23 protein-coding genes and 4 tRNA genes are annotated in these 26,659 nt (G+C 68.4%); 6 read left to right on the top strand and 21 right to left on the bottom strand.

All coding sequences use genetic code 11. The features are described 5' to 3' along the window. Positions 1–39 precede the first annotated feature (39 nt). From SNA_RS37280 to SNA_RS37235, 10 genes are all read right to left on the bottom strand, one after another. Entirely contained in the window at positions 40–3,939 is a 3,900-nt protein-coding gene (locus SNA_RS37280; protein WP_030062901.1) for a DNA-directed RNA polymerase subunit beta', read from the bottom strand. A 99-nt stretch (positions 3,940–4,038) separates the two neighbouring features. Continuing rightward, entirely contained in the window at positions 4,039–7,521 is a 3,483-nt protein-coding gene (gene rpoB / locus SNA_RS37275) for a DNA-directed RNA polymerase subunit beta (protein ID WP_030062902.1), read from the bottom strand. Positions 7,522–8,149: 628 nt separating this feature from the next. After that, positions 8,150–8,533: a 50S ribosomal protein L7/L12 gene (gene rplL / locus SNA_RS37270; protein ID WP_030062903.1), complete on the bottom strand. Its 384-nt coding sequence runs from the start codon at positions 8,531–8,533 to the stop codon at positions 8,150–8,152. Positions 8,534–8,645: 112 nt separating this feature from the next. Further along, positions 8,646–9,173: a 50S ribosomal protein L10 gene (gene rplJ, locus SNA_RS37265; protein ID WP_030062904.1), complete on the bottom strand. Its 528-nt coding sequence runs from the start codon at positions 9,171–9,173 to the stop codon at positions 8,646–8,648. Positions 9,174–9,463: 290 nt separating this feature from the next. Next, positions 9,464–10,294 carry an SCO4651 family lipoprotein gene (locus SNA_RS37260; RefSeq protein WP_051877021.1) on the bottom strand — a complete coding sequence of 277 codons (831 nt, stop codon included), beginning with the start codon at positions 10,292–10,294 and terminating at the stop codon, positions 9,464–9,466. Positions 10,295–10,442: 148 nt separating this feature from the next. Continuing rightward, the gene (gene rplA / locus SNA_RS37255; RefSeq protein ID WP_030062906.1) at positions 10,443–11,165 is read right to left on the bottom strand and encodes a 50S ribosomal protein L1; all 723 of its coding nucleotides are present in this window, start codon (positions 11,163–11,165) and stop codon (positions 10,443–10,445) included. Positions 11,166–11,247: 82 nt separating this feature from the next. Beyond that, positions 11,248–11,682 carry a 50S ribosomal protein L11 gene (gene rplK, locus SNA_RS37250; protein WP_030062907.1) on the bottom strand — a complete coding sequence of 145 codons (435 nt, stop codon included), beginning with the start codon at positions 11,680–11,682 and terminating at the stop codon, positions 11,248–11,250. 164 nt (positions 11,683–11,846) lie between these two features. Continuing rightward, positions 11,847–12,722, bottom strand: coding sequence for a transcription termination/antitermination protein NusG (gene nusG, locus SNA_RS37245; protein ID WP_030062908.1), 876 nt, complete (start codon positions 12,720–12,722; stop codon positions 11,847–11,849). Between the two features lie 71 nt (positions 12,723–12,793). Then, the gene (secE, locus tag SNA_RS37240; protein WP_030062909.1) at positions 12,794–13,090 is read right to left on the bottom strand and encodes a preprotein translocase subunit SecE; all 297 of its coding nucleotides are present in this window, start codon (positions 13,088–13,090) and stop codon (positions 12,794–12,796) included. Positions 13,091–13,198: 108 nt separating this feature from the next. Beyond that, a tRNA-Trp gene (locus tag SNA_RS37235) sits at positions 13,199–13,271 on the bottom strand. Positions 13,272–13,475: 204 nt separating this feature from the next. On the opposite strand from SNA_RS37235, the gene SNA_RS37230 reads away from it, so the two are divergent. Beyond that, positions 13,476–14,720 (top strand): pyridoxal phosphate-dependent aminotransferase, encoded by a 1,245-nt coding sequence (locus tag SNA_RS37230; RefSeq protein ID WP_030062910.1) that lies wholly within the window; start codon positions 13,476–13,478, stop codon positions 14,718–14,720. A gap of 196 nt (positions 14,721–14,916) precedes the next feature. Further along, positions 14,917–15,936 carry an adenosine deaminase gene (locus SNA_RS37225; protein ID WP_044368786.1) on the top strand — a complete coding sequence of 340 codons (1,020 nt, stop codon included), beginning with the start codon at positions 14,917–14,919 and terminating at the stop codon, positions 15,934–15,936. Between the two features lie 94 nt (positions 15,937–16,030). Here SNA_RS37225 and SNA_RS37220 read toward each other — a convergent pair whose 3' ends face one another. The 6 genes from SNA_RS37220 to SNA_RS37195 all read right to left on the bottom strand — a co-directional run bounded on the left by SNA_RS37220 (position 16,031) and on the right by SNA_RS37195 (position 18,587). Beyond that, entirely contained in the window at positions 16,031–17,086 is a 1,056-nt protein-coding gene (locus SNA_RS37220; protein ID WP_030062912.1) for a UDP-N-acetylmuramate dehydrogenase, read from the bottom strand. Between the two features lie 68 nt (positions 17,087–17,154). Next, positions 17,155–17,589, bottom strand: coding sequence for a MaoC family dehydratase (locus SNA_RS37215; protein WP_030062913.1), 435 nt, complete (start codon positions 17,587–17,589; stop codon positions 17,155–17,157). A 1-nt stretch (position 17,590) separates the two neighbouring features. Then, positions 17,591–18,043: a MaoC family dehydratase N-terminal domain-containing protein gene (locus SNA_RS37210; protein WP_030062914.1), complete on the bottom strand. Its 453-nt coding sequence runs from the start codon at positions 18,041–18,043 to the stop codon at positions 17,591–17,593. Positions 18,044–18,144: 101 nt separating this feature from the next. After that, positions 18,145–18,309 carry a 50S ribosomal protein L33 gene (gene rpmG / locus SNA_RS37205; protein ID WP_003956487.1) on the bottom strand — a complete coding sequence of 55 codons (165 nt, stop codon included), beginning with the start codon at positions 18,307–18,309 and terminating at the stop codon, positions 18,145–18,147. Between the two features lie 89 nt (positions 18,310–18,398). Beyond that, a tRNA-Met gene (locus tag SNA_RS37200) sits at positions 18,399–18,471 on the bottom strand. Positions 18,472–18,514: 43 nt separating this feature from the next. Continuing rightward, a tRNA-Thr gene (locus tag SNA_RS37195) sits at positions 18,515–18,587 on the bottom strand. Positions 18,588–18,769: 182 nt separating this feature from the next. Between SNA_RS37195 and SNA_RS37190 the strand changes: the two genes are divergently transcribed. Next, on the top strand, positions 18,770–20,044 hold the full coding sequence (locus SNA_RS37190) for an amidohydrolase family protein (RefSeq protein ID WP_044368783.1): 1,275 nt from the start codon (positions 18,770–18,772) through the stop codon (positions 20,042–20,044). A 104-nt stretch (positions 20,045–20,148) separates the two neighbouring features. Continuing rightward, positions 20,149–20,811 carry an NAD(P)H-binding protein gene (locus SNA_RS37185; RefSeq protein WP_030062917.1) on the top strand — a complete coding sequence of 221 codons (663 nt, stop codon included), beginning with the start codon at positions 20,149–20,151 and terminating at the stop codon, positions 20,809–20,811. Between the two features lie 321 nt (positions 20,812–21,132). Here SNA_RS37185 and SNA_RS37180 read toward each other — a convergent pair. Then, positions 21,133–21,214 (bottom strand) — tRNA-Tyr (locus SNA_RS37180). A gap of 190 nt (positions 21,215–21,404) precedes the next feature. Here SNA_RS37180 and SNA_RS37175 point away from each other — a divergent pair. Both SNA_RS37175 and SNA_RS38785 read left to right on the top strand, forming a co-directional pair. Beyond that, positions 21,405–21,893 carry a YajQ family cyclic di-GMP-binding protein gene (locus SNA_RS37175; protein ID WP_030062918.1) on the top strand — a complete coding sequence of 163 codons (489 nt, stop codon included), beginning with the start codon at positions 21,405–21,407 and terminating at the stop codon, positions 21,891–21,893. A 466-nt stretch (positions 21,894–22,359) separates the two neighbouring features. Continuing rightward, a complete protein-coding gene (locus SNA_RS38785; RefSeq protein WP_030062919.1) occupies positions 22,360–22,836 on the top strand; it encodes a hypothetical protein in 477 nt (158 codons plus the stop codon). A gap of 433 nt (positions 22,837–23,269) precedes the next feature. On the opposite strand, the gene SNA_RS37165 is transcribed toward SNA_RS38785, so the two are convergent. The 4 genes from SNA_RS37165 to htpX all read right to left on the bottom strand — a co-directional run bounded on the left by SNA_RS37165 (position 23,270) and on the right by htpX (position 26,527). Next, positions 23,270–23,491 carry a hypothetical protein gene (locus SNA_RS37165; RefSeq protein WP_030062920.1) on the bottom strand — a complete coding sequence of 74 codons (222 nt, stop codon included), beginning with the start codon at positions 23,489–23,491 and terminating at the stop codon, positions 23,270–23,272. A gap of 150 nt (positions 23,492–23,641) precedes the next feature. Then, the gene (locus SNA_RS37160; protein ID WP_030062921.1) at positions 23,642–24,034 is read right to left on the bottom strand and encodes a YccF domain-containing protein; all 393 of its coding nucleotides are present in this window, start codon (positions 24,032–24,034) and stop codon (positions 23,642–23,644) included. Positions 24,035–24,248: 214 nt separating this feature from the next. Continuing rightward, positions 24,249–25,544, bottom strand: a complete 1,296-nt coding sequence (locus SNA_RS37155) for a glycosyltransferase (RefSeq protein ID WP_044368780.1) — start codon at positions 25,542–25,544, stop codon at positions 24,249–24,251. A gap of 119 nt (positions 25,545–25,663) precedes the next feature. Then, on the bottom strand, positions 25,664–26,527 hold the full coding sequence (htpX, locus tag SNA_RS37150; RefSeq protein ID WP_044368777.1) for a zinc metalloprotease HtpX: 864 nt from the start codon (positions 26,525–26,527) through the stop codon (positions 25,664–25,666). Positions 26,528–26,659 lie beyond the last annotated feature (132 nt).

Raw genomic sequence — 26,659 nt, 5'->3', positions numbered from 1 at the left:
CCTGTCGCTTGCCGTACGGGCGAACCGTACGGACCGGGCTTACTGGTTGTACGGACCGTAGTCGTAGTCCTCCAGCGGGACCGCCTGGCCGGAGCCGGTGCCGAAGGGCGAGTAGTCGATGTCGTCGTAACCGACGGCCGAGTACATCGCGGCCTTGGCCTCCTCGGTGGGCTCGACCCGGATGTTGCGGTAGCGGGACAGGCCCGTACCGGCCGGGATGAGCTTACCGATGATGACGTTCTCCTTGAGGCCGATGAGCGAGTCGGACTTGGCGTTGATCGCCGCGTCCGTCAGCACTCGGGTCGTCTCCTGGAAGGAGGCGGCCGACAGCCAGGATTCCGTCGCCAGCGAAGCCTTGGTGATACCCATCAGCTGCGGACGGCCGGAGGCCGGGTGGCCGCCTTCCGCCACGACGCGACGGTTCTCGCCCTCGAACTTCGTGCGCTCCACGAGCTCGCCCGGCAGCAGCTCCGCATCGCCGGACTCGATGATCGTCACGCGGCGCAGCATCTGCCGGATGATGATCTCGATGTGCTTGTCGTGGATCGCCACGCCCTGGCTGTTGTAGACCTTCTGGACCTCGCCGACCAGGTGGACCTGGACGGCACGCTGGCCGAGGATCCGCAGCACGTCGTGCGGGTTGACGGCACCCACGGTCATCGGCTGGCCGACCGTCACGTGGTCGCCCTCGCCCACCAGGAGACGGGCACGCTTGGAGACGCCGTACGCCATCTCGTCGCTGCCGTCGTCCGGGGTGACGACGACCTTCTTGGTCTTCTCGGTCTCCTCGATCCGGACGCGGCCGGCCGCCTCCGAGATCGGGGCGACACCCTTGGGCGTACGGGCCTCGAAGAGCTCGACGACACGCGGCAGACCCAGGGTGATGTCGTCACCGGCCACACCACCGGTGTGGAAGGTACGCATCGTCAGCTGGGTGCCGGGCTCACCGATGGACTGGGCGGCGATGATGCCGACCGCCTCACCGATGTCGACCAGCTTGCCGGTGGCCAGCGAACGGCCGTAGCAGTAGGCACAGGTGCCGACCGCCGACTCACAGGTCAGGACCGAGCGGGTCTTGACCTCCTCGACGCCGTTGGCGACCAGCGCGTCGATGAGCACGTCACCGAGGTCGACGTTCGCCGGGGCGACGACCTTGCCGTCGACGACGACATCCTCGGCCAGCATGCGGGCGTAGACGCTGGACTCGACGTCGTCCGCCTTGCGCAGCACGCCGGAGGCGTCCTTCGAGGCGATCCGCAGCTTGAGGCCGCGCTCGGTGCCGCAGTCCTCCTCGCGAATGATGACGTCCTGGGAGACGTCGACCAGACGACGGGTCAGGTAACCGGAGTCGGCGGTACGAAGGGCGGTGTCCGCCAGACCCTTACGGGCACCGTGGGTGGAGATGAAGTACTCCAGCACGGACAGACCCTCGCGGAACGACGCCTTGATCGGACGCGGGATGGTCTCGTTCTTCGCGTTCGACACCAGACCACGCATACCGGCGATCTGCCGCATCTGCATCATGTTTCCTCGGGCACCCGAGTCAACCATCATGAAGATGGGGTTCGTCTTGGGGAAGTTCTCGTTCATCGCCTCGGCGACCTCGTTGGTCGCCTTGGTCCAGATGTTGATCAGTTCCTGAGTGCGCTCGTCCTTGGTGATCAGACCGCGCTCGTACTGCTTCTGGACCTTCTCGTCCTGGGCCTCGTAGCCCGCGACGATGGCCTTCTTGGCCTCCGGCACGACGATGTCCGAAACGGCGACGGTGACGCCGGAACGGGTCGCCCAGTGGAAACCGGCCGCCTTCAGGTTGTCGAGCGTCGCCGCCACGATGACCTTCGGGTAGCGCTCGGCCAGGTCGTTGACGATCGCGGAGAGCTGCTTCTTGCCCACCGAGTAGTCGACGAACGGGTAGTCCTCGGGCAGCAGCTCGTTGAAGAGCGCGCGGCCCAGGGTCGTACGCAGCCGGAAGCTGTCACCCTGCTGCCACTCGGGCTCGCCCTCCTCCGGAACCGGCGGGGTCCAGCCACGGGGCGGAACCGTACCGATCGGGAAGCGGATGTCGACCTTCGCCTGGAGCGAGAGCTCCTTGGCGTCGAACGCCATGATCGCCTCGGCGGCCGAGCCGAACGCGCGGCCCTCGCCGATGACCTTGCGCTCCTCTTCATCCGTGGTGAGGAAGAAGAGGCCGAGCACCATGTCCTGGGTCGGCATGGTGACCGGACGGCCGTCGGCCGGCTTGAGGATGTTGTTCGAGGACAGCATCAGGATGCGGGCCTCGGCCTGCGCCTCCGCGGACAGCGGCAGGTGCACGGCCATCTGGTCACCGTCGAAGTCCGCGTTGAACGCGGTGCAGACGAGCGGGTGAATCTGAATGGCCTTGCCCTCGACCAGCTGCGGCTCGAAGGCCTGGATGCCGAGGCGGTGCAGGGTGGGCGCACGGTTCAGCAGCACCGGGTGCTCGGCGATGACCTCTTCGAGGACGTCGTACACGACGGTGCGGCCGCGCTCGACCATCCGCTTGGCCGACTTGATGTTCTGCGCGTGGTTGAGGTCCACCAGACGCTTCATCACGAACGGCTTGAAGAGCTCCAGCGCCATGGCCTTGGGCAGACCGCACTGGTGCAGCTTGAGCTGCGGGCCGACGACGATGACGGAACGCGCCGAGTAGTCGACTCGCTTACCGAGCAGGTTCTGACGGAAGCGGCCCTGCTTGCCCTTGAGCATGTCGGACAGCGACTTCAGCGGACGGTTGCCGGGGCCCGTCACCGGGCGGCCACGACGGCCGTTGTCGAAGAGCGCGTCGACGGCCTCCTGGAGCATGCGCTTCTCGTTGTTCACGATGATCTCGGGCGCGCCGAGGTCGAGAAGCCGCTTCAGGCGGTTGTTGCGGTTGATGACGCGGCGGTACAGGTCGTTCAGGTCGGAGGTCGCGAAGCGGCCACCGTCCAGCTGCACCATCGGACGCAGGTCCGGCGGGATCACCGGGATGCAGTCCAGCACCATGCCCTTGGGGCTGTTGCGGGTCTGCAGGAAGGCGGAGACGACCTTGAGGCGCTTGAGCGCACGGGTCTTCTTCTGGCCCTTGCCGGTACGGATGATCTCGCGGAGGCGCTCGGCCTCCTCCTCGAGGTCGAAGGTCTCCAGGCGCTTCTGCAGGGCAGCGGCACCCATCGAACCGTCGAAGTACGTGCCGAAGCGGTCCCGCAGCTCGCGGTAGAGCAGCTCGTCGCCCTCCAGGTCCTGGACCTTGAGGTTCTTGAAGCGGTTCCAGACCTCGTCGAGACGGTCGATCTCGCGCTGCGCACGGTCGCGCAGCTGCTTCATCTCACGCTCGGCGCCCTCGCGCACCTTGCGGCGCACATCGGCCTTGGCGCCCTCGGCCTCCAGCTCGGCCAGGTCGGTCTCGAGCTTCTTGGCGCGGGCCTCCAGGTCGGAGTCACGGCGCTGCTCGATCTGCTGGCGCTCGACGGAGACGTGGGCCTCCAGCGAGGGCAGATCGCGGGTGCGGCGCTCCTCGTCCACGTACGTGATCATGTACGCGGCGAAGTAGATGACCTTCTCGAGGTCCTTGGGCGCGAGGTCCAGCAGGTAGCCCAGCCGGCTCGGGACGCCCTTGAAGTACCAGATGTGGGTAACGGGAGCGGCCAGCTCGATGTGGCCCATCCGCTCACGACGCACCTTGGCGCGAGTGACCTCGACGCCGCAGCGCTCGCAGATGATGCCCTTGAAGCGGACGCGCTTGTACTTACCGCAGTAGCACTCCCAGTCCCGGGTCGGACCGAAGATCTTCTCGCAGAAGAGTCCGTCCTTTTCGGGCTTGAGGGTGCGGTAGTTGATGGTCTCGGGCTTCTTGACCTCGCCGTGGCTCCACTGACGGATGTCGTCAGCGGTGGCCAGACCGATCCGGAGCTCATCGAAGAAGTTGACGTCGAGCACTATGCGTCAATCCCTCTCAGGGTTGTAAGTCTTGGGGTCTGAAACGGGGGTCTTGGGGCCGGCCGGGGAACCCTCACGGGCTCCCCGGCCAAACTCCCGTCAGACCTCTTCGACGCTGCTCGGCTCGCGCCGGGACAGGTCGATGCCGAGCTCCTCCGCAGCGCGGAAGACGTCCTCGTCGGTGTCGCGCATCTCGATGGACATGCCGTCCGAGGACAGCACCTCCACGTTGAGGCACAGGGACTGCATCTCCTTGATGAGCACCTTGAAGGACTCGGGGATGCCGGGCTCGGGGATGTTCTCGCCCTTGACGATGGCCTCGTAGACCTTCACGCGGCCGGTGACGTCGTCGGACTTGATGGTCAGCAGCTCCTGGAGGGCGTATGCGGCGCCGTAAGCCTCCAGCGCCCACACCTCCATCTCACCGAAGCGCTGGCCACCGAACTGAGCCTTACCACCCAGCGGCTGCTGGGTGATCATCGAGTACGGACCGGTCGAGCGGGCGTGCAGCTTGTCGTCGACCAGGTGGTGGAGCTTGAGGATGTACATGTACCCGACCGAGATCGGGTCCGGGAACGGCTCGCCGGAGCGGCCGTCGAACAGCTGGGCCTTGCCGGAGGACTTGACCATCCGCTCGCCGTCGCGGTTGGGGAGCGTCGAGTCGAACAGACCCGCCAGCTCGTCCTCGCGCGCACCGTCGAAGACCGGGGTGGCGACGTTGGTGTTCGGCGCAACGTTGTCGGCGCCGATCGCCTGGAGCCGCTGCTGCCAGTCCTCGGACCCCTCGACCTTCCAGCCCTGGCTGGCGAGCCAGCCGAGGTGGATCTCCAGGACCTGCCCCGGGTTCATTCGGGACGGGACACCCAGCGGGTTGAGGATGATGTCGACCGGGGTGCCGTCCTCCAGGAACGGCATGTCCTCGACCGGCAGGATCTTCGAGATGACACCCTTGTTGCCGTGGCGGCCGGCGAGCTTGTCGCCGTCCGTGATCTTGCGCTTCTGGGCGACGTAGACGCGGACCAGCTGGTTCACGCCCGGGGGCAGCTCGTCGCCCTCCTCGCGGTCGAAGACGCGGACGCCGATGACCTTGCCGATCTCACCGTGCGGCACCTTCAGCGAGGTGTCGCGCACCTCGCGCGCCTTCTCACCGAAGATCGCGCGGAGCAGGCGCTCCTCGGGGGTCAGCTCGGTCTCACCCTTGGGCGTGACCTTGCCGACGAGGATGTCGCCGGCCACGACCTCGGCACCGATCCGGATGATGCCGCGCTCGTCGAGGTCGGAGAGGACCTCCTCGGAGACGTTCGGGATGTCCCGGGTGATCTCCTCGGGGCCGAGCTTGGTGTCACGGGCGTCGACCTCGTGCTCCTCGATGTGGATCGAGGAGAGGACGTCGTCCTGCACGAGGCGCTGCGACAGGATGATCGCGTCCTCGTAGTTGTGACCCTCCCACGGCATGAACGCCACGAGCAGGTTCTTGCCGAGGGCCATCTCGCCCTCTTCGGTGGACGGACCGTCGGCGAGGACCTGGCCCTCGATGACGCGCGCGCCCTCGTCCACGACGACCTTCTGGTTGAAGGAGGTGCCCTGGTTGGAGCGGGTGAACTTGGCGACGCGGTACGTGGTGTACGTGCCGTCGTCGTTGGCGACGGTGATGTAGTCCGCGGAGACCTCCTGGACCACACCGTCCTTCTCGGCCTTGATGACGTCGCCGGCGTCGACCGCGCAGCGGTACTCCATACCGGTGCCGACCAGCGGCGACTCCGCCTTGATCAGCGGAACGGCCTGGCGCATCATGTTCGATCCCATGAGCGCGCGGTTGGCGTCGTCGTGCTCGAGGAACGGGATCATGGCGGTCGCGGCCGACACCATCTGGCGCGGCGAGACGTCCATGAAGTCCACCTCGTCGGCGGGGACGAGGTCGACCTCGCCGCCACGACGGCGGACCAGCACACGCTGCTCGGAGAACCGCATGTCCTCGGAGAGCTTGGCGTTGGCCTGCGCGATCAGGAAGCGGTCCTCCTCATCGGCGGTGAGGTAGTCCACCTCCTCGGTGACCTGGCCGTCGACGACCTTGCGGTACGGCGTCTCGATGAAGCCGAAGACGTTGACCCGGCCGTAGGAGGCCAGCGAGCCGATCAGACCGATGTTGGGACCTTCAGGGGTCTCGATCGGGCACATGCGGCCGTAGTGCGAGGGGTGCACGTCACGGACGTCCAGGCCGGCCCGCTCACGGGAGAGACCACCGGGGCCCAGCGCCGACAGACGGCGCTTGTGGGTCAGACCCGACAGCGGGTTGGTCTGGTCCATGAACTGCGACAGCTGGCTGGTGCCGAAGAACTCCTTGATGGAGGCGACGACCGGCCGGATGTTGATCAGGGTCTGCGGCGTGATCGCCTCGACGTCCTGGGTGGTCATGCGCTCGCGCACGACGCGCTCCATACGGGCGAGACCCGTACGGACCTGGTTCTGGATGAGCTCGCCGACGTTGCGCAGACGGCGGTTGCCGAAGTGGTCGATGTCGTCGGTCTCGACGACGATCGTCCGGCCCGACTCCCCCATCGTCTCGGTCTCCCCGGCGTGCAGCTTCACCAGGTACTTGATCGTGGCGATGACGTCGTCGGTGGTGAGCACACCGGCGTCCAGCGGCTCGTCGCCGCCGAGCTTCTTGTTGACCTTGTAGCGGCCGACCTTGGCGAGGTCGTAGCGCTTGGGGTTGAAGTAGAGGTTCTCCAGCAGCGTCTGCGCGGCCTCACGCGTCGGCGGCTCGCCCGGACGCAGCTTGCGGTAGATGTCCAGCAGCGCGTCGTCCTGGCCCTGGGTGTGGTCCTTCTCCAGGGTGGCGCGCATGGACTCGTACTCGCCGAACTCCTCGAGGATCTGCTCGGTGGTCCACCCGAGCGCCTTGAGCAGGACGGTCACGGACTGCTTACGCTTGCGGTCGATGCGCACACCGACCATGTCGCGCTTGTCGATCTCCATCTCCAGCCAGGCACCCCGGGACGGGATGATCTTGGCGGAGAAGATGTCCTTGTCGGACGTCTTGTCGATGGAGCTGTCGAAGTACACACCCGGCGAGCGGACCAGCTGCGAGACGACGACACGCTCGGTGCCGTTGATGCAGAAGGTGCCCTTGTTCGTCATGAGCGGGAAGTCGCCCATGAAGACCGTCTGAGACTTGATCTCGCCGGTCTCGTTGTTGGTGAACTCGGCGGTGACGAACAGCGGAGCGGCGTACGTGAAGTCGCGCTCCTTGCACTCGTCGATCGAGTTCTTCGGGGGTTCGAAGCGGTGATCGCGGAACGTCAGCGACATCGACCCGGAGAAGTCCTCGATCGGCGAGATCTCCTCAAAGATCTCTTCGAGACCGGACTTGGTGGGGACTTCCTGCCCACTCTCCAGCGCAGCCTCGACGCGACCCTTCCATGCGGCATTGCCGAGCAGCCAGTCGAAGCTTTCGGTCTGCAGCGCAAGGAGGTTCGGAACCCCGAGGGGCTCCTTGATCTTCGCAAAAGAGATGCGCAGCGGGGCAGTGCTGTCGCCGTTGTTCGTATTGGCAGTCGAGGCGTTGCGCGAGGCGGCCAAGAGGGGGTCCTTCCGAGGGCTCGGACTCACTACGCGCGTACCGGTCCCGAACGAACAAAGTGAGAGAAACCCCAGGTCAGGGCGTATCATTCAGCAATGCTCGGGCTCGGGTATGCCCCTGGTGACGGGCAGGGAGCAGCTAACAGGCAGCGCAAAGGGTCAGTGTAGCCACTTGGCACACTGATGTCCAGAGCGAGTTTCCGGAGACCGGTTCAACGCCGTGATACCGATCTTCTCCCTCCGGGAGGGCCTGTCCTCCTCGCCGGAGCGGCCCCTCGTTGTTCATCTCTTCGCCCAATGCCCTGCGCCTGCCGAAAGCCCTGCGCCAGTGGCGCACACCGATGCTTCCCTCTTCGTCCGCGATCCATGCCTCGAACCCTGGATCGCTTCAGCGTCGCGTCCCGAGAATTGCGCGCCGCGTGCGGTTCGTCAAGGCCCCGCACCTCGGGGAGATCGTCACATGGGGCCACGTCCGGGCAACGAAGATCACCATACTCGCACTCCGGCGCGAGGCAATGCAGCCGTGGCGAGCATGCCGAAGGGCGACCACCCGCATGGGTGATCGCCCTTCGCAGTTGTCCAGGTGCGCCCTCAGGCGCTCAGGACGTGAGCCCGAGGCTCAGTGGGGTCACTTGACCTCGACGGAGGCGCCGGCGCCCTTGAGGGCCTCGGCGGCCTTCTCCGCGGCGTCCTTGGCGACCTTCTCGAGGACCGGCTTCGGGGTGCCGTCGACGAGGTCCTTGGCCTCCTTCAGACCCAGGGAGGTCAGCTCGCGCACGACCTTGATGACCTGGATCTTCTTGTCACCGGCGCCGGTGAGGATGACGTCGAACTCGTCCTGCTCCTCAGCAGCCTCGGCGGCCGGGGCACCCGGGCCGGCAACGGCAACGGCGGCCGGGGCGGCAGCGGTGACGTCGAACTTCTCCTCGAACGCCTTCACGAACTCGGAGAGCTCGATGAGGGTCATGCCTTCAAACTGCTCGAGCAGCTCGTCCTGGGTGAGCTTCGCCATGGTGGCGGTCCTTCCACTAATTCGGCTGGTGCCGGATGTACATGTGAGGCGGGCGTACGTCGGGCCCGCTGTGACCGTCGCCTAGACGGCGGCGATCAATGTGCGAGCCGAATTACTCGGCACCGCCCTGCTCGGCCTGCTTGGCACGAAGCGCCTCCGCGGTGCGGACGAACTTCGAGGGAAGCGCCTGGAAGAGCGCGGCAGCCTGGGACTGCTTGCCCTTCATGGCGCCCGCCAGCTTGGCGAGCAGAACCTCGCGGGACTCGAGGTCCGCAAGCTTCTTGATCTCGTCGGCGGACAGCGCCTTGCCTTCAAGGACACCGCCCTTGATGACGAGAGAGGGGTTGTCCTTGGCGAAGTCACGCAGACCCTTCGCCGCCTCGACCGGGTCACCGGTCACAAAGGCGACAGCCGTCGAGCCACTGAGGTGCTCGTCCAGCTGAATCCCGGCCTCATTGGCCGCGATCTTGGTCAGCGTGTTCTTCACCACACGGTACTGAGCGTTCTCGCCGAGCGAACGACGCAGCTGCTTGAGCTGCGCCACAGTCAGTCCGGTGTAAGAGGTCACAACAGCCGCGTTGGAGTTACGGAGCTTCTCCGTGATCTCCTCAACAGCTGCGATCTTGTCGGACGTCGCCATGAGCCTCGGCCTCCTTCCGGGTGATGAGGACCGCGCAGAAGGGGCTGGGCAAAACAAACGCCCCGGCGCAGGCGCACGGGGCGGACTCGAACGGCGAACCGTCTGGGAGTACTTCCACTGACACCTGCGCAGGCCGTCCGCAGCTAGCGGATCCTTCGGCCACCACACGCCCGTTATCGGACGCGCGGAGACAACCAGCGGTCTTTGGCTTCCTGCGTACGGTACGGGAGAGTCCCGCCGTCAGGCAAATCGGAAGGAGCGGGGCGCCTCGACGCCCCGCTCCCGGCCGGTCAGTGGTGTTCCATGACCTGGCTCGCGGGCGGCGGGGTCATGTCGACCTTGGTGCCGTAGCCCGTGTAGTACACCTCGCCGGTGGTGGCGCCGAACTTCTCCTGCTTCTTGACCAGCAGGTTGTTGGAGTCGATCCAGATGTCGAGCGTCTCGCTCTTCACCTTGGACTGCGCCAGCTGCTTCTTGATGGCCGCCTGGGCCTGCGGGCTCAGCCTCTTGGCCTGCACGTCCGTCGTGATCGTCCCGGTGTAGTGGGTCGCCTGGACGCCGCGGACGTCTTCCTTGCCGACGACCTTGAGGTCGCTGGCCGCGGTCATCCACTCGATCGGGCCGCTCGGGTTGGCGGTCGTGAGGGCTTCCTTCAGCAGCGAGCCGCTGGTGGTCTGCTTCGCCAGGGCGTCGTACGAGTACTTCATCCACGGCTTGCCGCCGATGGCCATGCCCATGTTCATGTACACCGCGTCCTTGGTGTACAGCATCTTCATCGGCTTTCCGGTCTTGCTGCCGGGCATGGTGGCCTCGACGCGCATCTGCGTGCCGTCGCTCCAGTCCACCCCGCCCTTGGTGGTCTGGGTGCCGTTGGCGGTCTTGGTGGTGCCGTCCAGCTTCACCGACTTCTTGGCGTCGGTCGCCGTCTGCGCGGCCTTCAGCGCGTCGATCGGGCTCTTGGACGGGTCCTGGGCCCCGCTGCCGCCGCTGCTGCCGCCACTGCTGCTGCTACCGCCGGTGCTGCCGCCGGCCTTGTCGTCGCTCTTGCCGTTACAGGCGGAGAGTCCGCCGACCAGGATGACAACCCCCGCCACGGCGGCGGTGATTCGCGTGCTGCGCACTTGAGGATCCCCCTTAGTTTTCCTCTATGGACCTCGGGGTGACTGTAGTGCAGAGCACCGACAACGCATGCGTCAGGCCCCGCTTCTCACAAGGGAGAAGCGGGGCCTGACGGTGCATACGCTCGCTAGGAGGCGCCGATCAGCGAGATCAGACGGCCTCGTCCTCGACGAGGAGGTTGCGGGTGCGGTTGGCGTCCAGCGGGATGCCGGGGCCCATCGTGGTGGTGACGGTCGCCTTCTTGATGTAGCGGCCCTTGGCGGCGGACGGCTTGAGGCGGTTGATCTCCTCGAGCGCCGCGGCGTAGTTCTCCACCAGCTTGGTGTCGTCGAAGGACACCTTGCCGATGATGAAGTGGAGGTTCGCGTGCTTGTCCACGCGGAACTCGATCTTGCCGCCCTTGATCTCGGTCACGGCCTTGGCCACGTCCGGGGTCACGGTGCCGGTCTTCGGGTTCGGCATCAGACCACGCGGACCGAGCACGCGGCCGAGGCGGCCGACCTTGCCCATGAGGTCCGGGGTGGCGACGACGGCGTCGAACTCGTTCAGGCGGTTGCCCTTGGAGATCTCGTCGATCAGTTCGTCCGAGCCGACGATGTCGGCGCCGGCGGCTTCCGCGGCCGCAGCACGGTCACCGGTCGCGAAGACCAGGACCCGGGCGGTCTTACCGGTGCCGTGCGGGAGGTTCACGGTGCCACGGACCATCTGGTCGGCCTTGCGCGGGTCGACACCCAGACGCATGGCGACCTCGACGGTCGCGTCGAACTTGACGGACGTGGTCTCCTTGGCGAGGCGGACGGCCTCGAGCGGGGCGTACAGACGCTCCCGGTCGATCTTCGCGTCCGCGTTGCGAAGAGTCTTGCTGCGCTTCACTTCTGCTCCTGATGCAGTGGGGTGGAGTCGTGGTGCGGACCAGCGCCTGGCCCTGCCACGGAATGCCGGAAAAGGCTGGGGATCAGCCCTCGACCGTGACGCCCATGGAACGGGCGGTGCCGGCGATGATCTTCTCGGCGGCGTCCAGGTCGTTGGCGTTCAGGTCGGGCATCTTGGTCGTGGCGATCTCACGGACCTGGTCGCGGGTGATCTTGGCGACCTTGGTCTTGTGCGGCTCGCCGGAGCCCTTCTCCACGCCCGCGGCCTTCAGGATGAGCTTCGCGGCCGGCGGGGTCTTGGTGACGAAGGTGAAGGAACGGTCCTCGTAGACCGTGATCTCCACCGGCACGACCATGCCACGCTGCGACTCGGTCGCGGCGTTGTAGGCCTTGCAGAACTCCATGATGTTGACGCCGTGCTGACCCAGCGCGGGGCCGACCGGCGGGGCCGGGTTTGCGGCGCCGGCACTGATCTGGAGCTTGATAAGCCCCGTGACCTTCTTCTTCTTGGGAGGCATGCTCTCTCCGGGTCCTAGTGAGAGGTGATTCGCCCCGCGATCCGGTCATCCGGATGGAGGCATACCGCACAACGATAACGGGTATGGTCGTGCGGCCAAAAACCGAGCAGGTCAGGCAGGCTCTCGCGAGCCCGCCTGACCCGGCCGGTGGCTGTTGGTGCGAATCAGTTCTTCTGGATCTGGTCGAAGCTGAGCTCGACCGGGGTCTCCCGGCCGAAGATCTCGACCAGGCCCTTGACCTTCTTCGAGTCGGCGTTGATCTCGTTGATCGTCGCCTGGAGCGTCGCGAACGGACCGTCGGTGACGGTGACGGAGTCGCCCACCTCGAAGTCCAGCACCTGGACCTCGACCTTGCGCGACGGCGCCGGCTTGCCCTCGGCCGCGGCGGCCTCCTTGGCGGCCTTCTCCTCGGCCTCCGGGGCGAGCATCTTGACGATCTCGTCCAGCGTCAGCGGGTAGGGATCGTAGGCGTTGCCGACGAAGCCGGTGACACCCGGGGTGTTGCGCACCACGCCCCAGGACTCGTTCGTCAGGTCCATGCGCACCAGCACGTAGCCGGGGAGCTTGTTCTGGCGGACGGTACGGCGCTCGCCGTTCTTGATCTGGGCGACCTCTTCCTGCGGCACCTCGGCCTGGAAGATGTAGTCCTCGACGTTCAGCGAAACGGCGCGCTGCTCGAGATTGGTCTTCACGCGGTTCTCGTAGCCCGCGTAGGTGTGGATGACGTACCACTCACCGGGGAGGCCACGCAGCTCGTCACGGAGGGCGGCCACCGGGTCGACCGGCTCCTGCTCCTCCTCGGCCTCGTCCTCGGCGGCCTCGGCGACGGCCTCGGCGTCCTCCTCGACGTGGACCGCGGACTCTTCGGCGGGCTCGCCGGCAGCAGCGTCCTCGGCGTCGATCTCATCGGCGCCGTCCGCGTTCTCGACGATCTCCAGAGCGGTGTCATCGCCCTCGACCTCGGCCGAGACGGCCTCGTCAACCTCGGCCTCTGCGGCCGCGACGGGCTTGGCGGCGTCGTTCAGGTTCGGGTCAGACACGTGGCTGCTTCTTCCTTGCTTCAAGGGGTTATACGTGCGAAGGGCCACCCGCAGAGGCACCCTCCGCGGGATCAGCCGAAGACGTACCCGACTACTCGGTTGATTCCCAAGTCAATCACGGTTACGAGACCAATGATGATGGCCACGAAGACGATCACCACGGAGGTGTACGACGACAGCTGGCTGCGCGAGGGCCACACGACCTTGCGGAGCTCCGCCACGATCTGGCGGTAGAAGAGCGCGAGACGCGCAAAAGGCCCCTTCTTGCCGCGCTTGCCGCCACGGCGGGGCTTCTTCTGGGATTCCGCGGTCTCGTCCTCGGAACGACCGCGCTCAGGCATGTCGATGGAGCCCAGGGCGTCCGTCACTCGTCCTCACCTGATCCGGGTCGTGGCCGTGCCGCGCCCGGTTGAGCCGCACGGCGGTGCATTTCATACGTACGCGTGCACGCACCTTGGTGAAGAAAGTGCGTGTAGCAGGGCCGGAGGGACTTGAACCCCCAACCGCTGGTTTTGGAGACCAGTGCTCTACCAATTGAGCTACGACCCTTTGTGGTTCCCCCAACCTACCGCATACGACCGACTGCACTATGTGCGTGCGGCGCAGCGACCCGTTGGGAGCCAACGGTCAGCGAGTGTACGTGGTCAATCGCCGGGCGTCGAACAGAAACCTCCCGGAACGCTCCCGGTGCGCCCCGGACCACGCCCGCAAACCCGTGCAACGGGCCCGGGGACGGTCTGCGACGATGCCTCCATGAGCGCTGCCACTCCTTCCGCATCGTCCCCCACCGACCGCCGGGTCTCCGCCCGCATCGGTGCGATCTCCGAGTCCGCCACCCTCGCCGTCGACGCCAAGGCCAAGGCCCTCAAGGCCGCCGGGCGCCCGGTGATCGGCTTCGGCGCCGGTGAGCCCGACTTCCCCACGCCCGACTACATCGTCGAGGCGGCCGTCGAGGCCTGCCGCAACCCGAAGTTCCACCGCTACACCCCGGCCGGCGGCCTCCCCGAGCTGAAGTCCGCGATCGTCGAGAAGACCCGCCGCGACTCCGGCTACGAGATCGAGGCCGCCAACGTCCTGGTCACCAACGGCGGCAAGCAGGCCATCTACGAGGCGTTCGCGGCCATCGTCGACCCGGGCGACGAGGTCATCATCCCGGCCCCGTACTGGACCACCTACCCCGAGTCGATCCAGCTCGCGGGCGGTGTGCCGGTCCCGGTGGTGGCCGATGAGACGACCGGCTACCGGGTGACCGTCGAGCAGCTGGAGGCCGCCCGTACGGACAAGACCAAGGTCCTGGTCTTCGTCTCGCCGTCGAACCCGACCGGCTCGGTCTACCCCCGCGAGCAGGTCGAGGCGGTCGGCCGCTGGGCCGCCGAGCACGGCCTGTGGGTACTGACCGACGAGATCTACGAGCACCTGGTCTACGGCGAGGCGCAGTTCTCCTCGCTGCCGGTGGTCGTGCCCGAGCTGCGCGACAAGTGCATCGTCGTCAACGGTGTGGCCAAGACGTATGCGATGACCGGCTGGCGGGTGGGCTGGGCGATCGGCCCCAAGGACGTCATCAAGGCCGCCGCGAACCTCCAGTCGCACGCCACCTCCAACGTCTCCAACGTCGCGCAGGCCGCGGCCATCGCGGCGGTCTCCGGTGACCTGACGGCCGTCGAGGAGATGAAGGTGGCCTTCGACCGCCGCCGCCGCAAGATGGTGCAGATGCTCAACGAGATCGACGGTGTGTTCTGCCCCGAGCCGGAGGGCGCGTTCTACGCCTACCCGTCGGTCAAGGACCTCCTGGGCAAGGAGATCCGCGGCAGGCGCCCGCAGACCAGCGTCGAGCTGGCCGAGCTGATCCTGGAGGAGGCGGAGGTCGCCGTCGTCCCGGGCGAGGCCTTCGGTACCCCCGGCTACCTGCGGATTTCGTATGCGCTGGGCGATGAGGACCTGGTCGAGGGCATCTCGCGGGTCCAGAAGCTGCTGGCGGAGGCTGTTTCTCGCGGCTGAACCTCCCCCACGCTTAAGGCGCGGGGGGACCCCCATCGCTCTCGCGGAGGTGGTTGCTGCCGCCGTGGGTGACGCAATTGATGGTTGTTCGAGCGGGCGTCCGGAACCTTCCGGGTGCCCGCTCGCGCTTTCGGCAGACCCTTCGTTCGGGGCCGGGCCCTACCGCCGCACCGCTTCCGTACGGCAAGATCTGCCAATGGAGCGCATTCGTGATCTGCGTCAATTGCCAAAGGCCCACCTGCACCTGCACTTCACGGGTTCGATGCGGGCCACGACCCTGCTGGAGCTCGCCGACCAATACGGCGTGCATCTGCCCGACGCGCTCAAGGGCGGCGAGCCGCCGCGGCTGAGGGCCACGGACGAGCGCGGCTGGTTCCGCTTCCAGCGGCTCTACGACCTCGCCCGGTCCTGTCTGCGCAGGCCGGAGGACATCCAGCGGCTGGTGCGCGAGGCCGCCGAGGAGGACGTCCGGGACGGCTCGGAGTGGCTGGAGATCCAGGTCGACCCGACCTCGTACGCGCCGCGGCTGGGCGGGCTGATCCCGGCGCTGGAGATCATCCTGGACGCGGTCGAGCGGGCCTCGCGGGACACCGGGCTGGGCATCCGCGTCCTGGTGGCCGCGAACCGCATGAAGCACCCCCTGGAGGCGCGTACGCTCGCCCGGCTCGCGGTGCGCTACGCCGACCGGGGCGTGGTCGGTTTCGGTCTGTCCAACGATGAACGGCGCGGCTTCGCCCGGGACTTCGACCGGGCCTTCGCCATCGCGCGGGCCGGCGGTCTGCTGGCGGCGCCGCACGGCGGTGAGCTGTCGGGGCCGGCGAGCGTACGGGACTGTCTGGACGATCTGCATGCCGGGCGGGTCGGGCACGGCGTCCGGGCGGCGGAGGATCCCGCGCTGCTGCGGCGGCTGGCCGACCGCGGGGTGACCTGCGAGGTCTGCCCGGCGTCGAATGTGGCGCTGGGGGTGTACGAGAAGCCCGAGGACGTACCGCTGCGGACGCTCTTCGAGGCCGGGGTGCCGATGGCGCTGGGCGCGGACGATCCGCTGCTGTTCGGCGCGCGGCTGGCCGCGCAGTACGAGATCGCCCGCGGTGTGCACGGCTTCTCGGACACGGAGCTGGCCGAGCTGGCCCGCCAGTCCGTCCGCGCCTCCCAGGCGCCCGAGAGCGAGCGGCGACGGCTGCTGGCGGGCATCGACGCCTGGCTGGCGGCGTAGGCCGCACCGGGGCCGCGGCGGCCCCGCCACGGCCTCCAGACGTCCTCCTCGCGGCTTCCGGCGGCCTGTGTGACGTTCCCGGCGGCCGCGCTGTCTAGAGGCTGACGCCGACCGTCACGGGCTCGTTGACGAGGGTGATCCCGAAGGCCGCGCGGACGCCGTCGCGGACCTCGCGGGCCAGCGCCAGGAGGTCCTCGGTGGTGGCCGTGCCGCGGTTGGTCAGGGCGAGGGTGTGCTTGGTGGAGATACGGGCCGGGCCCTCGCCGTAGCCCTTGGTGAAGCCGGCGCGGTCGATCAGCCAGGCGGCGGAGGTCTTCACCAGGCCGTCGCCCGCCGGGAAGGCGGGCGGCGCGGCATCGGGGCCGAGGCGGTCGCGAACGCGCTCCAGGAAGGCGGTGTGCTCGGCATCGGTGAGGACCGGGTTGGTGAAGAAGGAGCCGGCCGACCAGGTGTCGTGGTCGTCCGGGTCCAGCACCATGCCCTTGCCCGCGCGCAGCGCCAGGACGGTCTTACGGGCGACGGCCGCCGGGACCCGGTCTCCGGCCTCGACGCCGAGGGTCCGGGCGGTCTCGGCGTACTTCAGCGGCGCGGACAGCCCGCCTGCGTCCTCCAGCACGAAGCGCACCCGCAGCACCACGAAGCGCTCCGGGTGCTGCTTGAAGCGGCTGTGGCGGTAGGAGAAGGCGCACTCCTCGTTGGCGAGGGTGACGGTCTCGCCGGCCCGGCGGTCGTAGGCGACGACCTCGGTGATCGTGGCGGAGACCTCCTGGCCGTAGGCGCCGACGTTCTGGATCGGGGTGGCACCGGCCGAGCCGGGGATGCCGGCCAGGCACTCGATACCGGCCAGCCCGGCCTCGACCGTACGGGCCACCGCGTCGGACCAGTTCTCGCCGGCGGCCAGCGTCAGCGTCGTGCCGTCCAGGTCGAAGCCGCTGGTGGCGATGCGCAGGGCGGTGCCCTCGAAGCCCTTGTCGCCGATGACGAGGTTGGAGCCACCGCCGATGATCAGCAGCGGGGTGCCGGCGTCGTCGGCCGCGCGGACGGCGGCGATCACCTCGTCGTCGGTGGTGGCCGTCACGAGGCGGGTCGCCGGGCCACCGAGGCGGAAGGTGGTCAGCGGGGCGAGGGGAGCGTCCTTGAGTTCCTGCACGCGCCCAAGGGTACGGGGGCGGGCCGACAATCCCTTTCCGGCCGCCCCCGCCCCGTGCCCGTACCGGCTCAGGCCAGCCGGACCACGGCGCGGGACATGCCCAGCACCTTCTGGCCCGCGCTGGTGGCGGTGAGGTCGACGCGCACCGTACGGGCGTCGTCGTCCAGCTTGGCGGCGACCTTGCCGCTGACCTCGATCAGCGCGCCGTTGTCGTCGTTGGGGACGATGACCGGCTTGGTGAAGCGCACGCCGTACTCGGCGACGGCACCGGGGTCGCCGGTCCAGTCCGTCACCACGCGGATCGCCTCGGCCATGGTGAACATGCCGTGCGCGATGACGTCGGGCAGCCCGACCTCTATGGCGAACTTCTCGTTCCAGTGGATCGGGTTGAAGTCGCCGGAGGCGCCCGCGTACTGGACGAGGGTGGCGCGGGTCACGGGAAAGGACTGCGCCGGGAGTTCGGTGCCGACCTCGACCTCGTCGTAGGAAATCTTGGCGCTCATCTCAGCCCTCCTTGGCGGCGCGGGCGACCAGCTTGGTGAAGGCGGTCACCACGTGCTCGCCCGCCTCGTCGTGCACGTCCCCGCGGATGTCGATGATGTCGTTGCCCGCCATCGTCTTGACCGCCTCGATGGTGGAGGTGACGGTCAGTCGGTCACCGGCGCGCACCGGCCGGGTGTAGGCGAACTTCTGGTCACCGTGGACCACCCGGCTGTAGTCCAGGCCCAGTTGCGGGTCCCGGACGACCGTTCCGGCCGCCTTGAAGGTGATGGCGAACACAAATGTCGGCGGGGCGATCACATCGAGATGCCCGAGCGCCTTGGCGGCTTCGGTATCGGTGTATGCCGGATTGGCGTCCCCGATCGCCTCGGCGAATTCGCGGATCTTTTCCCGGCCGACCTCGTACGGGTCGGTGGGCGGGTACGTGCGTCCGACAAAAGACGGGTCGAGCGCCATGGGGCTCGCAACCTCCCTGTACTGGTACGTGATCAACGCCGTGAGGCCGCCCCCAAATTGGGGACGGCCTCACGACAGTGCTTTACGAGAAGCGCGCCTGCTTATCGCGTCTCGCGGTGCGCGGTGTGCGAGTTGCAGCGGGGGCAGTGCTTCTTCATCTCAAGACGGTCCGGGTTGTTGCGCCGGTTCTTCTTGGTGATGTAGTTCCGCTCCTTGCACTCCACGCAGGCCAGCGTGATCTTCGGGCGGACGTCGGTGGCAGCCACGTGAGTGCTCCTTGGACGGACAGATGGTCGGACTAACGCATAAAAGAGTAGCCGATCGGAGGACCGACCCCACAATCGGCTACTGTCAGTAGCGGTGACCGGACTTGAACCGGTGACACAGCGATTATGAGCCGCTTGCTCTACCGACTGAGCTACACCGCTGCGATGCGGGGAACCCACCCGAAGGCGGGAACCTCGTCATCAGAGCCCCAATACGGAATCGAACCGTAGACCTTCTCCTTACCATGGAGACGCTCTGCCGACTGAGCTATTGGGGCGAGCGATGAAGACATTACACGGCCCGCAGCCAAAGGTGAAATCCGTATCCCGGCGGCGCACCAACGGCCCCCCGCACCACACCGGTACGACTATTTCGCGCCTGCGCGAAGCTCTCCCGGCTGCGCCCTACGCTCGGAGAACCGCTGCGTGATCTTGCACGCCGGTGCCTTCGAGGAGCGCGATGTCCGACAGCAGTTCACCGCAGCAGCCTCAGCCGGGAAAACGGGGCAAGCCGAACACCGGCCGGCAGGCCCGGTCGGACGCCGGTGCACTGGTCCTGTGCGGCGCCCGGCTGGCCGACGGCCGGACGGTGGACGTGCGGCTGGGCGGCGGACGCATCGAGGCGGTCGGGACGGCCGGCAGCCTCGCCCCGCAGGGCTCCCGCGTCGACCTCGCGGGCTATCTCCTGCTTCCCGCCCCCGCCGAACCGCACGCCCACTGCGACACCGCGCTGACCGCGGACACCGACGGACCCGCCTCCGACTCCCCCGAGGAGGTCCAGCGCCGCACGACCGAGGCGGCGCTGCTCCAGCTCGGCCACGGCGCCACCGCCTCCCGCAGCCATGTCCGCATCGGCGACGTCCAAGGGCTGCGCTCGCTCCAGGCGGTGCTCCAGGCCCGCCGGTCGCTGCGCGGGCTCGCCGATCTGGCGGCGGTCGCGGTACCGCGGGTGCTGACCGGGGTGGCCGGCGCGGACGGGCTGGCGATGCTGCGGGACGCCGTCAAGATGGGCGCCACGGTCATCGGCGGCTGCCCGGACCTCGACCCGGATCCGGCGGGGTACGTCGAGACGGTCCTGGAGGTGGCGGGCGAGCACGGCTGCCCGGTGGATCTGCACACCGACGGCGACGATCCGGCGCGGCTGTCCCGTTTCGCGGCGATGGCCGGCGGGCTGCGGCCGGGCGTGGCCCTGGGGCCGTGCGCCGGGATGGCCCGGATGCCGCGCAGCGTGGCCGCCCGGGTCGCCGAACAGCTGGCGGCCGCCGATGTCGCCGTCATCTGCCTGCCGCAGGGCGACTGCACCGGCCTGGAACGCCATGGCTCACGGGTGGCCCGCCCCGCCCCCGTACGGCTGCTGCGCGCCGCCGGGGTGCGGGTGGCGGCGGGCAGCGGCGCGCTGCGCGATGTGGCGAACCCGGTGGGGCGCGGCGATCCGTTGGAGGCCGCCTACCTCCTGGCATCCCTCGGGGAGGCCACCCCGGAGGCCGCGTACGAGACGGTGAGCGCGGCCGCGCGGGCCACGCTGGGCCTGCCCGAGGTACGCGTCGAGGCGGGCTTTCCTGCCGAGCTGTTGGCCGTACGGGGCGAGCGGATCGCCGGGGTGCTCTCCCTGGCCTACAGCCGGGTCGTGGTGCACCGGGGCCGCGTCGTGGCCCGTACCAGCGCGGTCCGCGAGTACTGCGACTCGGCGGCGGAGGTGGCGCTGGAGCTGCCGCGGCAGTCGCAGCGTCCCTAGAGCGTCCCTAGGCGCCTCTCCGCGGCCCCGGGGCCCCTCACGGCTTTGCGCCGCACCGGCCGGTCCCGCACGGTGCGCGGACGGTGCGGCGTACGGTCGGCATCATGCGCATTGTCATCGCAGGTGGACATGGTCAGATCGCGCTGCGGCTGGAGCGGTTGCTCGCCGGGCGCGGGGACGAGGTCGCGGGCATCATCCGGCGGCCGGAACAGGCCGGCGACGTGCTGGCCGCGGGCGGCGAACCGGTCGTCTGCGACCTGGAGTCGGCGACGGTCGAGGATGTCGCGCGGCATCTGGAGGGCGCGGATGCGGCGGTGTTCGCGGCGGGCGCCGGTCCGGGCAGCGGCACCGAGCGCAAGGACACCGTGGACCGCGGCGCGGCGGCGCTGTTCGCGGACGCGGCCGAGGCGGCGGGCGTACGGCGCTTCCTCGTCGTCTCCTCCATGGGCGCGGACCGCGAACCGCCGGAGGGCACCGACCCGGTCTTCGCCGCGTATCTGCGGGCCAAGGGCGCCGCGGACGCCGACGTACGGGCCCGCGCCGGGCTCGACTGGACGATCCTGCGTCCGGGCCGGCTGACCAACGACCCCGGAACGGGCCTGGTGACCCTGGCCGATGCGACCGGCCGGGGCGACGTCACCCGCGACGACGTGGCCGCCGTCCTGGCGGAACTGCTCGCCCAACCAGCCACCGCGGGGCGGACGTTGGAGCTCATCGAGGGCGATGTACCGGCGGCGGAGGCGGTGCGGAACGTGGCGGGGCACTGATGGGGCACTCATAGGGCACTGAACGGATAGGGCACTGATGAGGTGACGTCGCATCACTTGGCGGGGTGAGTGGGTGGTGCGGGTGGTGGAGTGGGGGGGCGGTGTGCGGCGGGTGTGCGGCGGGCAACGCCCCGGTCGGCTCTTCCGGGCGCAGCGTGGCGGCCGTATGGCCTTCGTCACGCAGCGTTGCCGGCCTGGCTCGGCTCGATTCCGGGGTAGGCCACATTCCTCACGGGTGGAGGCGAGGCCGCGGACGGCCCAGATGTACGACAAAGGGCCCGTGACCTGCTTGAGTGCAGGTCACGGGCCCTTTGTTCCGTGTGGCGGCGCCAGGATTCGAACCTGGGAAGGCGAAGCCGGCAGATTTACAGTCTGCTCCCTTTGGCCGCTCGGGCACACCGCCAGGGATTTGTTGTCGGGAGATCCGCTGTGGGGCGGCGCTCCGTGGCAACGACGTAAACCATACCCGATGGCTGGGGGTGGTCCGCCACTCGATTCCGAAGCGCTGGATCTTGGCCGGGTGGCTAGGCTTGGCTGGCGGTCCGGGATGGGCCGCGCCCCTGACGGATCTATGTATGAGGAGCCAACTCAAGATGGCCGACTCCAGTTTCGACATCGTCTCGAAGGTCGAGCGGCAGGAGGTCGACAACGCGCTCAACCAGGCCGCCAAGGAGATCTCGCAGCGCTACGACTTCAAGGGCGTGGGCGCCGCGATCGCCTGGTCGGGCGAGAAGATCGAGATGCGGGCCAACGCCGAGGAGCGGGTGAAGGCCGTACTCGACATCTTCGAGACCAAGCTGGTCAAGCGGGGGATCTCGCTGAAGGCGCTGGACGCCGGCGAGCCGCAGGCGTCGGGCAAGGAGTACAGGATCTCCGCCTCGATCGAGGAGGGGATCTCGCAGGAGAACGCCAAGAAGGTCGCCAAGATCATCCGCGATGAGGGCCCGAAGGGCGTCAAGGCGCAGGTGCAGGGCGACGAGCTGCGGGTCAGCTCGAAGAGCCGGGACGACCTCCAGGCGGTGCAGCAGCTGCTGAAGGGGAAGGACCTGGACTTCGCCCTTCAGTTTGTGAACTACCGGTAGGCGGTAGCTGGTCGGCGGTAGCCGGAAGCCGGTGACCGTCCGTTTTCCGGGGTTTGGGAAACGGCGTCCTGTGGAGGGGCGGTGCGCTTCGGCGTCCCGCCCCACCGGTGTGTTCGGGGCCGTTCTACGGGCGGTGCTTGACCTCGATCTTGGTTGAGGTTGCAGGGTGTCGCCATGACTTCAGAGACGTCAGGGACTTCAGAGGCTTCAGAGGCTTCAGTCAAGAACGGCCGGAGCGCGCAGGGCGGCCTTCTGGCCGATATGTTTCCCGAGGTCCGGCGGCCGGATGCCGGTGCCGTCCTGATCAGCGAGTGGGACGCGGGCGGCCCCGAGCGGCAGCGGGCCGTGGTGGACGGTGTGGCCCGCGTGTGGAGGGAGACGCCGCTTCCGGCGGGCTTCCTGTCGCGGGTGCTGTTCACCGGAACGGACGGCCGGAGCGTGCTCAATTACGGCCAGTGGACCAGTCATGCGGCGCGCCAGGAATTCGTGCGGAACGCCGGGGGGGACCGGGCTGCGGGAGCGGATCGCGGCGGTCCTGGACGGCGTGGGGGGCGTCGGCGATACGGGCCCGGAGCGCTTTCGGCTGTACCGGAGCCTGCTGGGCGGGGAGGCGCAGGGGACGCCCGGCTGCGTCGTACGGGTCGCCTTCCGGACGTCGGGGCACGAGGCGGCCCGGCGGCTCGTCGACGGCCTGATGGACCGCTTCGACGGCCGTCAGGGCGGCGCGGGCGCCTTCGCCTCGCACTTCCATCTCCGTGAGGACGGCCGGAAGGTCGTCAATTACAGCGAGTGGACGGATCCGGACGCCCATCAGCGCACGGTCGAGTCCAGCCTCCAGGAGGGCGGTGCGGTGATGCGCTTCATCGCGGGTCTGGAGGGTGTGGAACCGCTGGGGTTCAAGCGGTTCGTGGGGCCCCGGGGGCTCGTACGGGCGCGGGCGTAGAAGCCCGCGAGGGGCGGGGCCGGTCGGCGTCGCGGGCTTCGTCAGCGGGTCGCGAAGGGCTGGTCGGTGGGGACGGTCTCGCGGCCCAGGGGCAGCCACCAGCCCGCGAGGACGATCCGGATGATGTTGCCGGGAACTACGTGACCGGCGTGAACGGGGCGCGCAGCTGGACCCGGGTGCCGGGGTCCACGGCCGCGGTGGTGGGAGACCCTGCGGCGGCCTCGTCGAAGTCCGGGGGCTGGAAGGGGTCCGTCGTCGGAGGTGGCGATGTCGTCGCGGCGTGCGGGAGCACCGTTTCGGGTGCGGAGAACAGCGAAGTCGTGTCGATGGGTCGTCGTCTCTCTCGGTTGCGGTGGCAGAACCGTGCGGCGATGGGTTCCGGCGCCGGGAATGAGGAGGTTCATCCTCGGACGCCCCGACCGCCGCACGGGTCTCAGAGCTTGGTCAACTTGCCGTACGGGCTGGCGATCCGTACCTGTAGCGAACCGAAGTCGACAAGTACTGCGGTCTCGTCCTCGATACCGATGACCCGGCCGAGGCCGTGCTCATCGTGTGTGACCCGGTCGCCCATCGCAAACTGCTTGAGCGGCGGTGTGACCGGGGGCTTGAAGGGGCTGGAGGGCAGATGGCGCCGGGTTACGGCTGGCTTCGTCATTAGCGTCAGTATGCGCCCAGTGAGCGGACATCCACCCCACGCTGACGCTGCCACTCCGTGAAGGCCCAGGTCAGAAAGCGATTTCCCACGCGATTTCTCGTTGGATCACCAGCCGGTCGAGGCGGTGCCCGGAGCACCCGCCCTTCGTGGTCAGCGGGTGGCGAAGGGCTGGTCGGTAGGCACGATCTCGCGCCCGAGCGGCAGCAGGGAGATCGGGATCATCTTGAAATTGGCGATGCCGAACGGGATCCCGATGATCGTCACGCACAGCGCGACACCGGTGACGATATGCCCCAGGGCCAGCCACCAGCCCGCGAAGACGAGCCAGATGATGTTGCCGACCACCGATCCGGCGCCGGCGTCGCGCCGCTCGACGGTGGTGCGGCCGAAGGGCCACAGGGCGTAGCCGGCGATGCGGAAGGACGCGATCCCGAAGGGAATGGTGACGATCAAAATGCAGCAGATGATGCCTGCGACGACATAGCCGATCGCCAGCCAGAAGCCGCTCAGCACGAGCCAGATGAGGTTAAGGATGAGCTTCATGATCGGCAGCCTTCCACGGGCGCTTCGGAACAACGGTCTGGGCTGGTAGACGCGCTTTCCGCCGCGGACCGTTGCGGCGACGGCACCACAATCGGACCTCTTCTCACACTACCGGGGCCGGGCGTACCCGACCTTTTCGTGTCCGGGCCGTGTTCCGGGCCGTGTTCCGGGCCGTGTTCCGGGTCGCGTTCCGGGCCATGTTCCGGGTCGCGTTCTAGACGGACGCCACAACGGTTTCGAGTACCTCGACGGCCTTTTCCACCCCGTTCCGGGCGGCAATGCGGCGGCCGAACTGCTCGGCGCCTTCGGTCAATTCGCGGTCGTTCACCGCACGGTGCAATGAGGCGGCCAAACGGCCCGCAGTGAGGTCGTACTGCGCCAAAGGTGCCGGTGCCAGACCGAGGGCGTGCATTCGCTGCGCCCAGAACGGCTGGTCGAAAGTGAAAGGGCACACGACTTGCGGACGGCCCGATCGCAGGGCCGATGCGGTGGTTCCGGCGCCGCCGTGATGAACGATCGCGGCCATATGCGCAAAAAGCCGTTCGTGCGGCGCCTGGTCCACGAAGAACACCTCGTCGACGGCTCGGCCCTGCTCCTCTTCGGGAACCGTCACCCCACCCCATCCGGTGGCGATCACCGCACGGACCCCGGCCTGACGGACGGCCGCAAGAACGGCCCTGCTCCTCTCGGCGGAACGGCTCCCGGCCATACTGCCGAATCCGATGTACACCGGCCGGTTGCCCGCATCGAGAAACGAGCGCAGGTCCGCGGGCATGCGCCATTCGCCCTTGGCCGGCTGATGCCAAAAACCCGTGGTGTGTGTGGTGGGGGGATATCGGGGAGTGCCGGGCAGCACACAGGGGTCGAATGCCTGCAATACGGTGGCCGGCCTTCCGTCGGGCCGGGACAGAATGCTGAGCTTGCTCCCGCGGCCCGACAGCCCCAGCGATTCGCGGCGCAGACGGGAAAGTGCCGGGGCGTAGAGAAGACGAACCGGCCACTCGGCGCAAACGTAGGAGGCCCTGCTCAGGGACGAGGGCACCCGTCGCCCGGACAGGTGCGGATTGACCAGGTCAGGCGTGGGCACCCAACCAGGCTGAAGGCACACCGGCACCGCAGGCACCCTCAGCCACTCGGCGAGGTGATGCGCCGGCATCCAGGGTGCGAACACCACAACGTCGGGGCGAGGCTGCCCTTTGACCTTGGCCGTCAGATCTTCCAGGAGCTTCAGGTAGTGCGGCCGGTTACGCCCGAGCCACCGGACTCCCCGCACCACGCCCCGAAGCCCGCGGCGATCCTCGTTGGCTCTCTGGACGACAGGATCCGCGAGAAGCTCAAGGGGGCCATCGGCGATCGGAACGTAGGGCACCCCTGCCGAGGCGGCCAGTTCCGAGAAGGCGTACGGCCCCATCAACGTCACGTCGTGACCGGCCGCCGTCAAGCCGCCCGCCAGCGCCAGATACGGCTGGACGTCGCCGCGCGAGCCATGGGTCACCAGCAAAGCCTTCATGAGACGGCAACGGCAGGAGACGGGGCGGCGGCCAGGCCGGGTCCGGCGACAGGGGTCGATGTGTGAACGGTCATGTCACCAGCAACGAGCCCGGCCGGTCGCGGTGACGACGGGCGTCGTCAGGGGCGGTGGCCCGCCATGTCTTCGAGGCGGGCGATGCGGTCGTGCATCGGGGGGTGGGTGGAGAAGAGCCGGGAGAGGCCCTCGCCCGCGCGGAAAGGGTTGGCGATCATCATGTGGCTCGCCGTTTCGAGCCGCGGTTCCGGCGGGAGCGGCAGCTGCTGGGTGCCCACCTCCAGCTTGCGCAGGGCCGAGGCGAGGGCCAGCGGGTCGCCGGTGAGCCGGGCGCCCGAGGCGTCGGCCTGGTACTCGCGGGAGCGGCTGACGGCCAGCTGGATGAGGGAGGCCGCCACCGGGCCGAGGATCATGATCAGCAGCATGCCCAGGAGGCCGGGGCCCTCGTCGTCCTCGGACCGTCCCACCGGGATCAGCCAGGCGAAGTTGACGAGGAACATCACCACGGAGGCGAGCGCGCCGGCCACCGAGGAGATGAGGATGTCGCGGTTGTAGACATGGCTGAGCTCATGGCCGATGACGCCGCGCAGTTCGCGTTCGTCCAGGAGCTGGAGGATGCCGTCCGTACAGCAGACCGCGGCATTGCGGGGGTTGCGCCCGGTGGCGAAGGCGTTGGGGGCCTGGGTCGGGGAGATGTACAGGCGGGGCATGGGCTGCCGGGCGGCCGTGGAGAGCTCGCGGACCATGCGGTACAGCGCGGGGGCCTCGAATTCGCCGACGGGGCGGGCACGCATGGCCCGCAGGGCGAGTTTGTCGCTGTTCCAGTAGGCGTAGGCGTTGGTGGCCAGAGCCACCAGGACGGCGACGATCAGACCCGTACGGCCGAAGAGGCCGCCGATGACGATGATGAGGGCGGACAGGCCCCCGAGGAGTACGGCGGTCCTGAGCCCGTTGTGCCGGCGGTGCACCGTACGCCCTCCAAGCGGTGCGGCAGGGGAACCCTGTGCTGCGTTTCTCCACTCACCAGTGGACCCTTACGCACTGGTCAACGCGAGATGGGCGGAGGTGGTTCCCCGGCCGGCGTGGTGCCCGGTGGAGGG

Origin of the sequence: Streptomyces natalensis ATCC 27448 (genome assembly GCF_000935125.1) — a bacterium.
GTDB classification, from domain to species: Bacteria; Actinomycetota; Actinomycetes; order Streptomycetales; family Streptomycetaceae; genus Streptomyces; species Streptomyces natalensis.
This window is presented reverse-complemented; position numbering and strand designations above follow the sequence as displayed.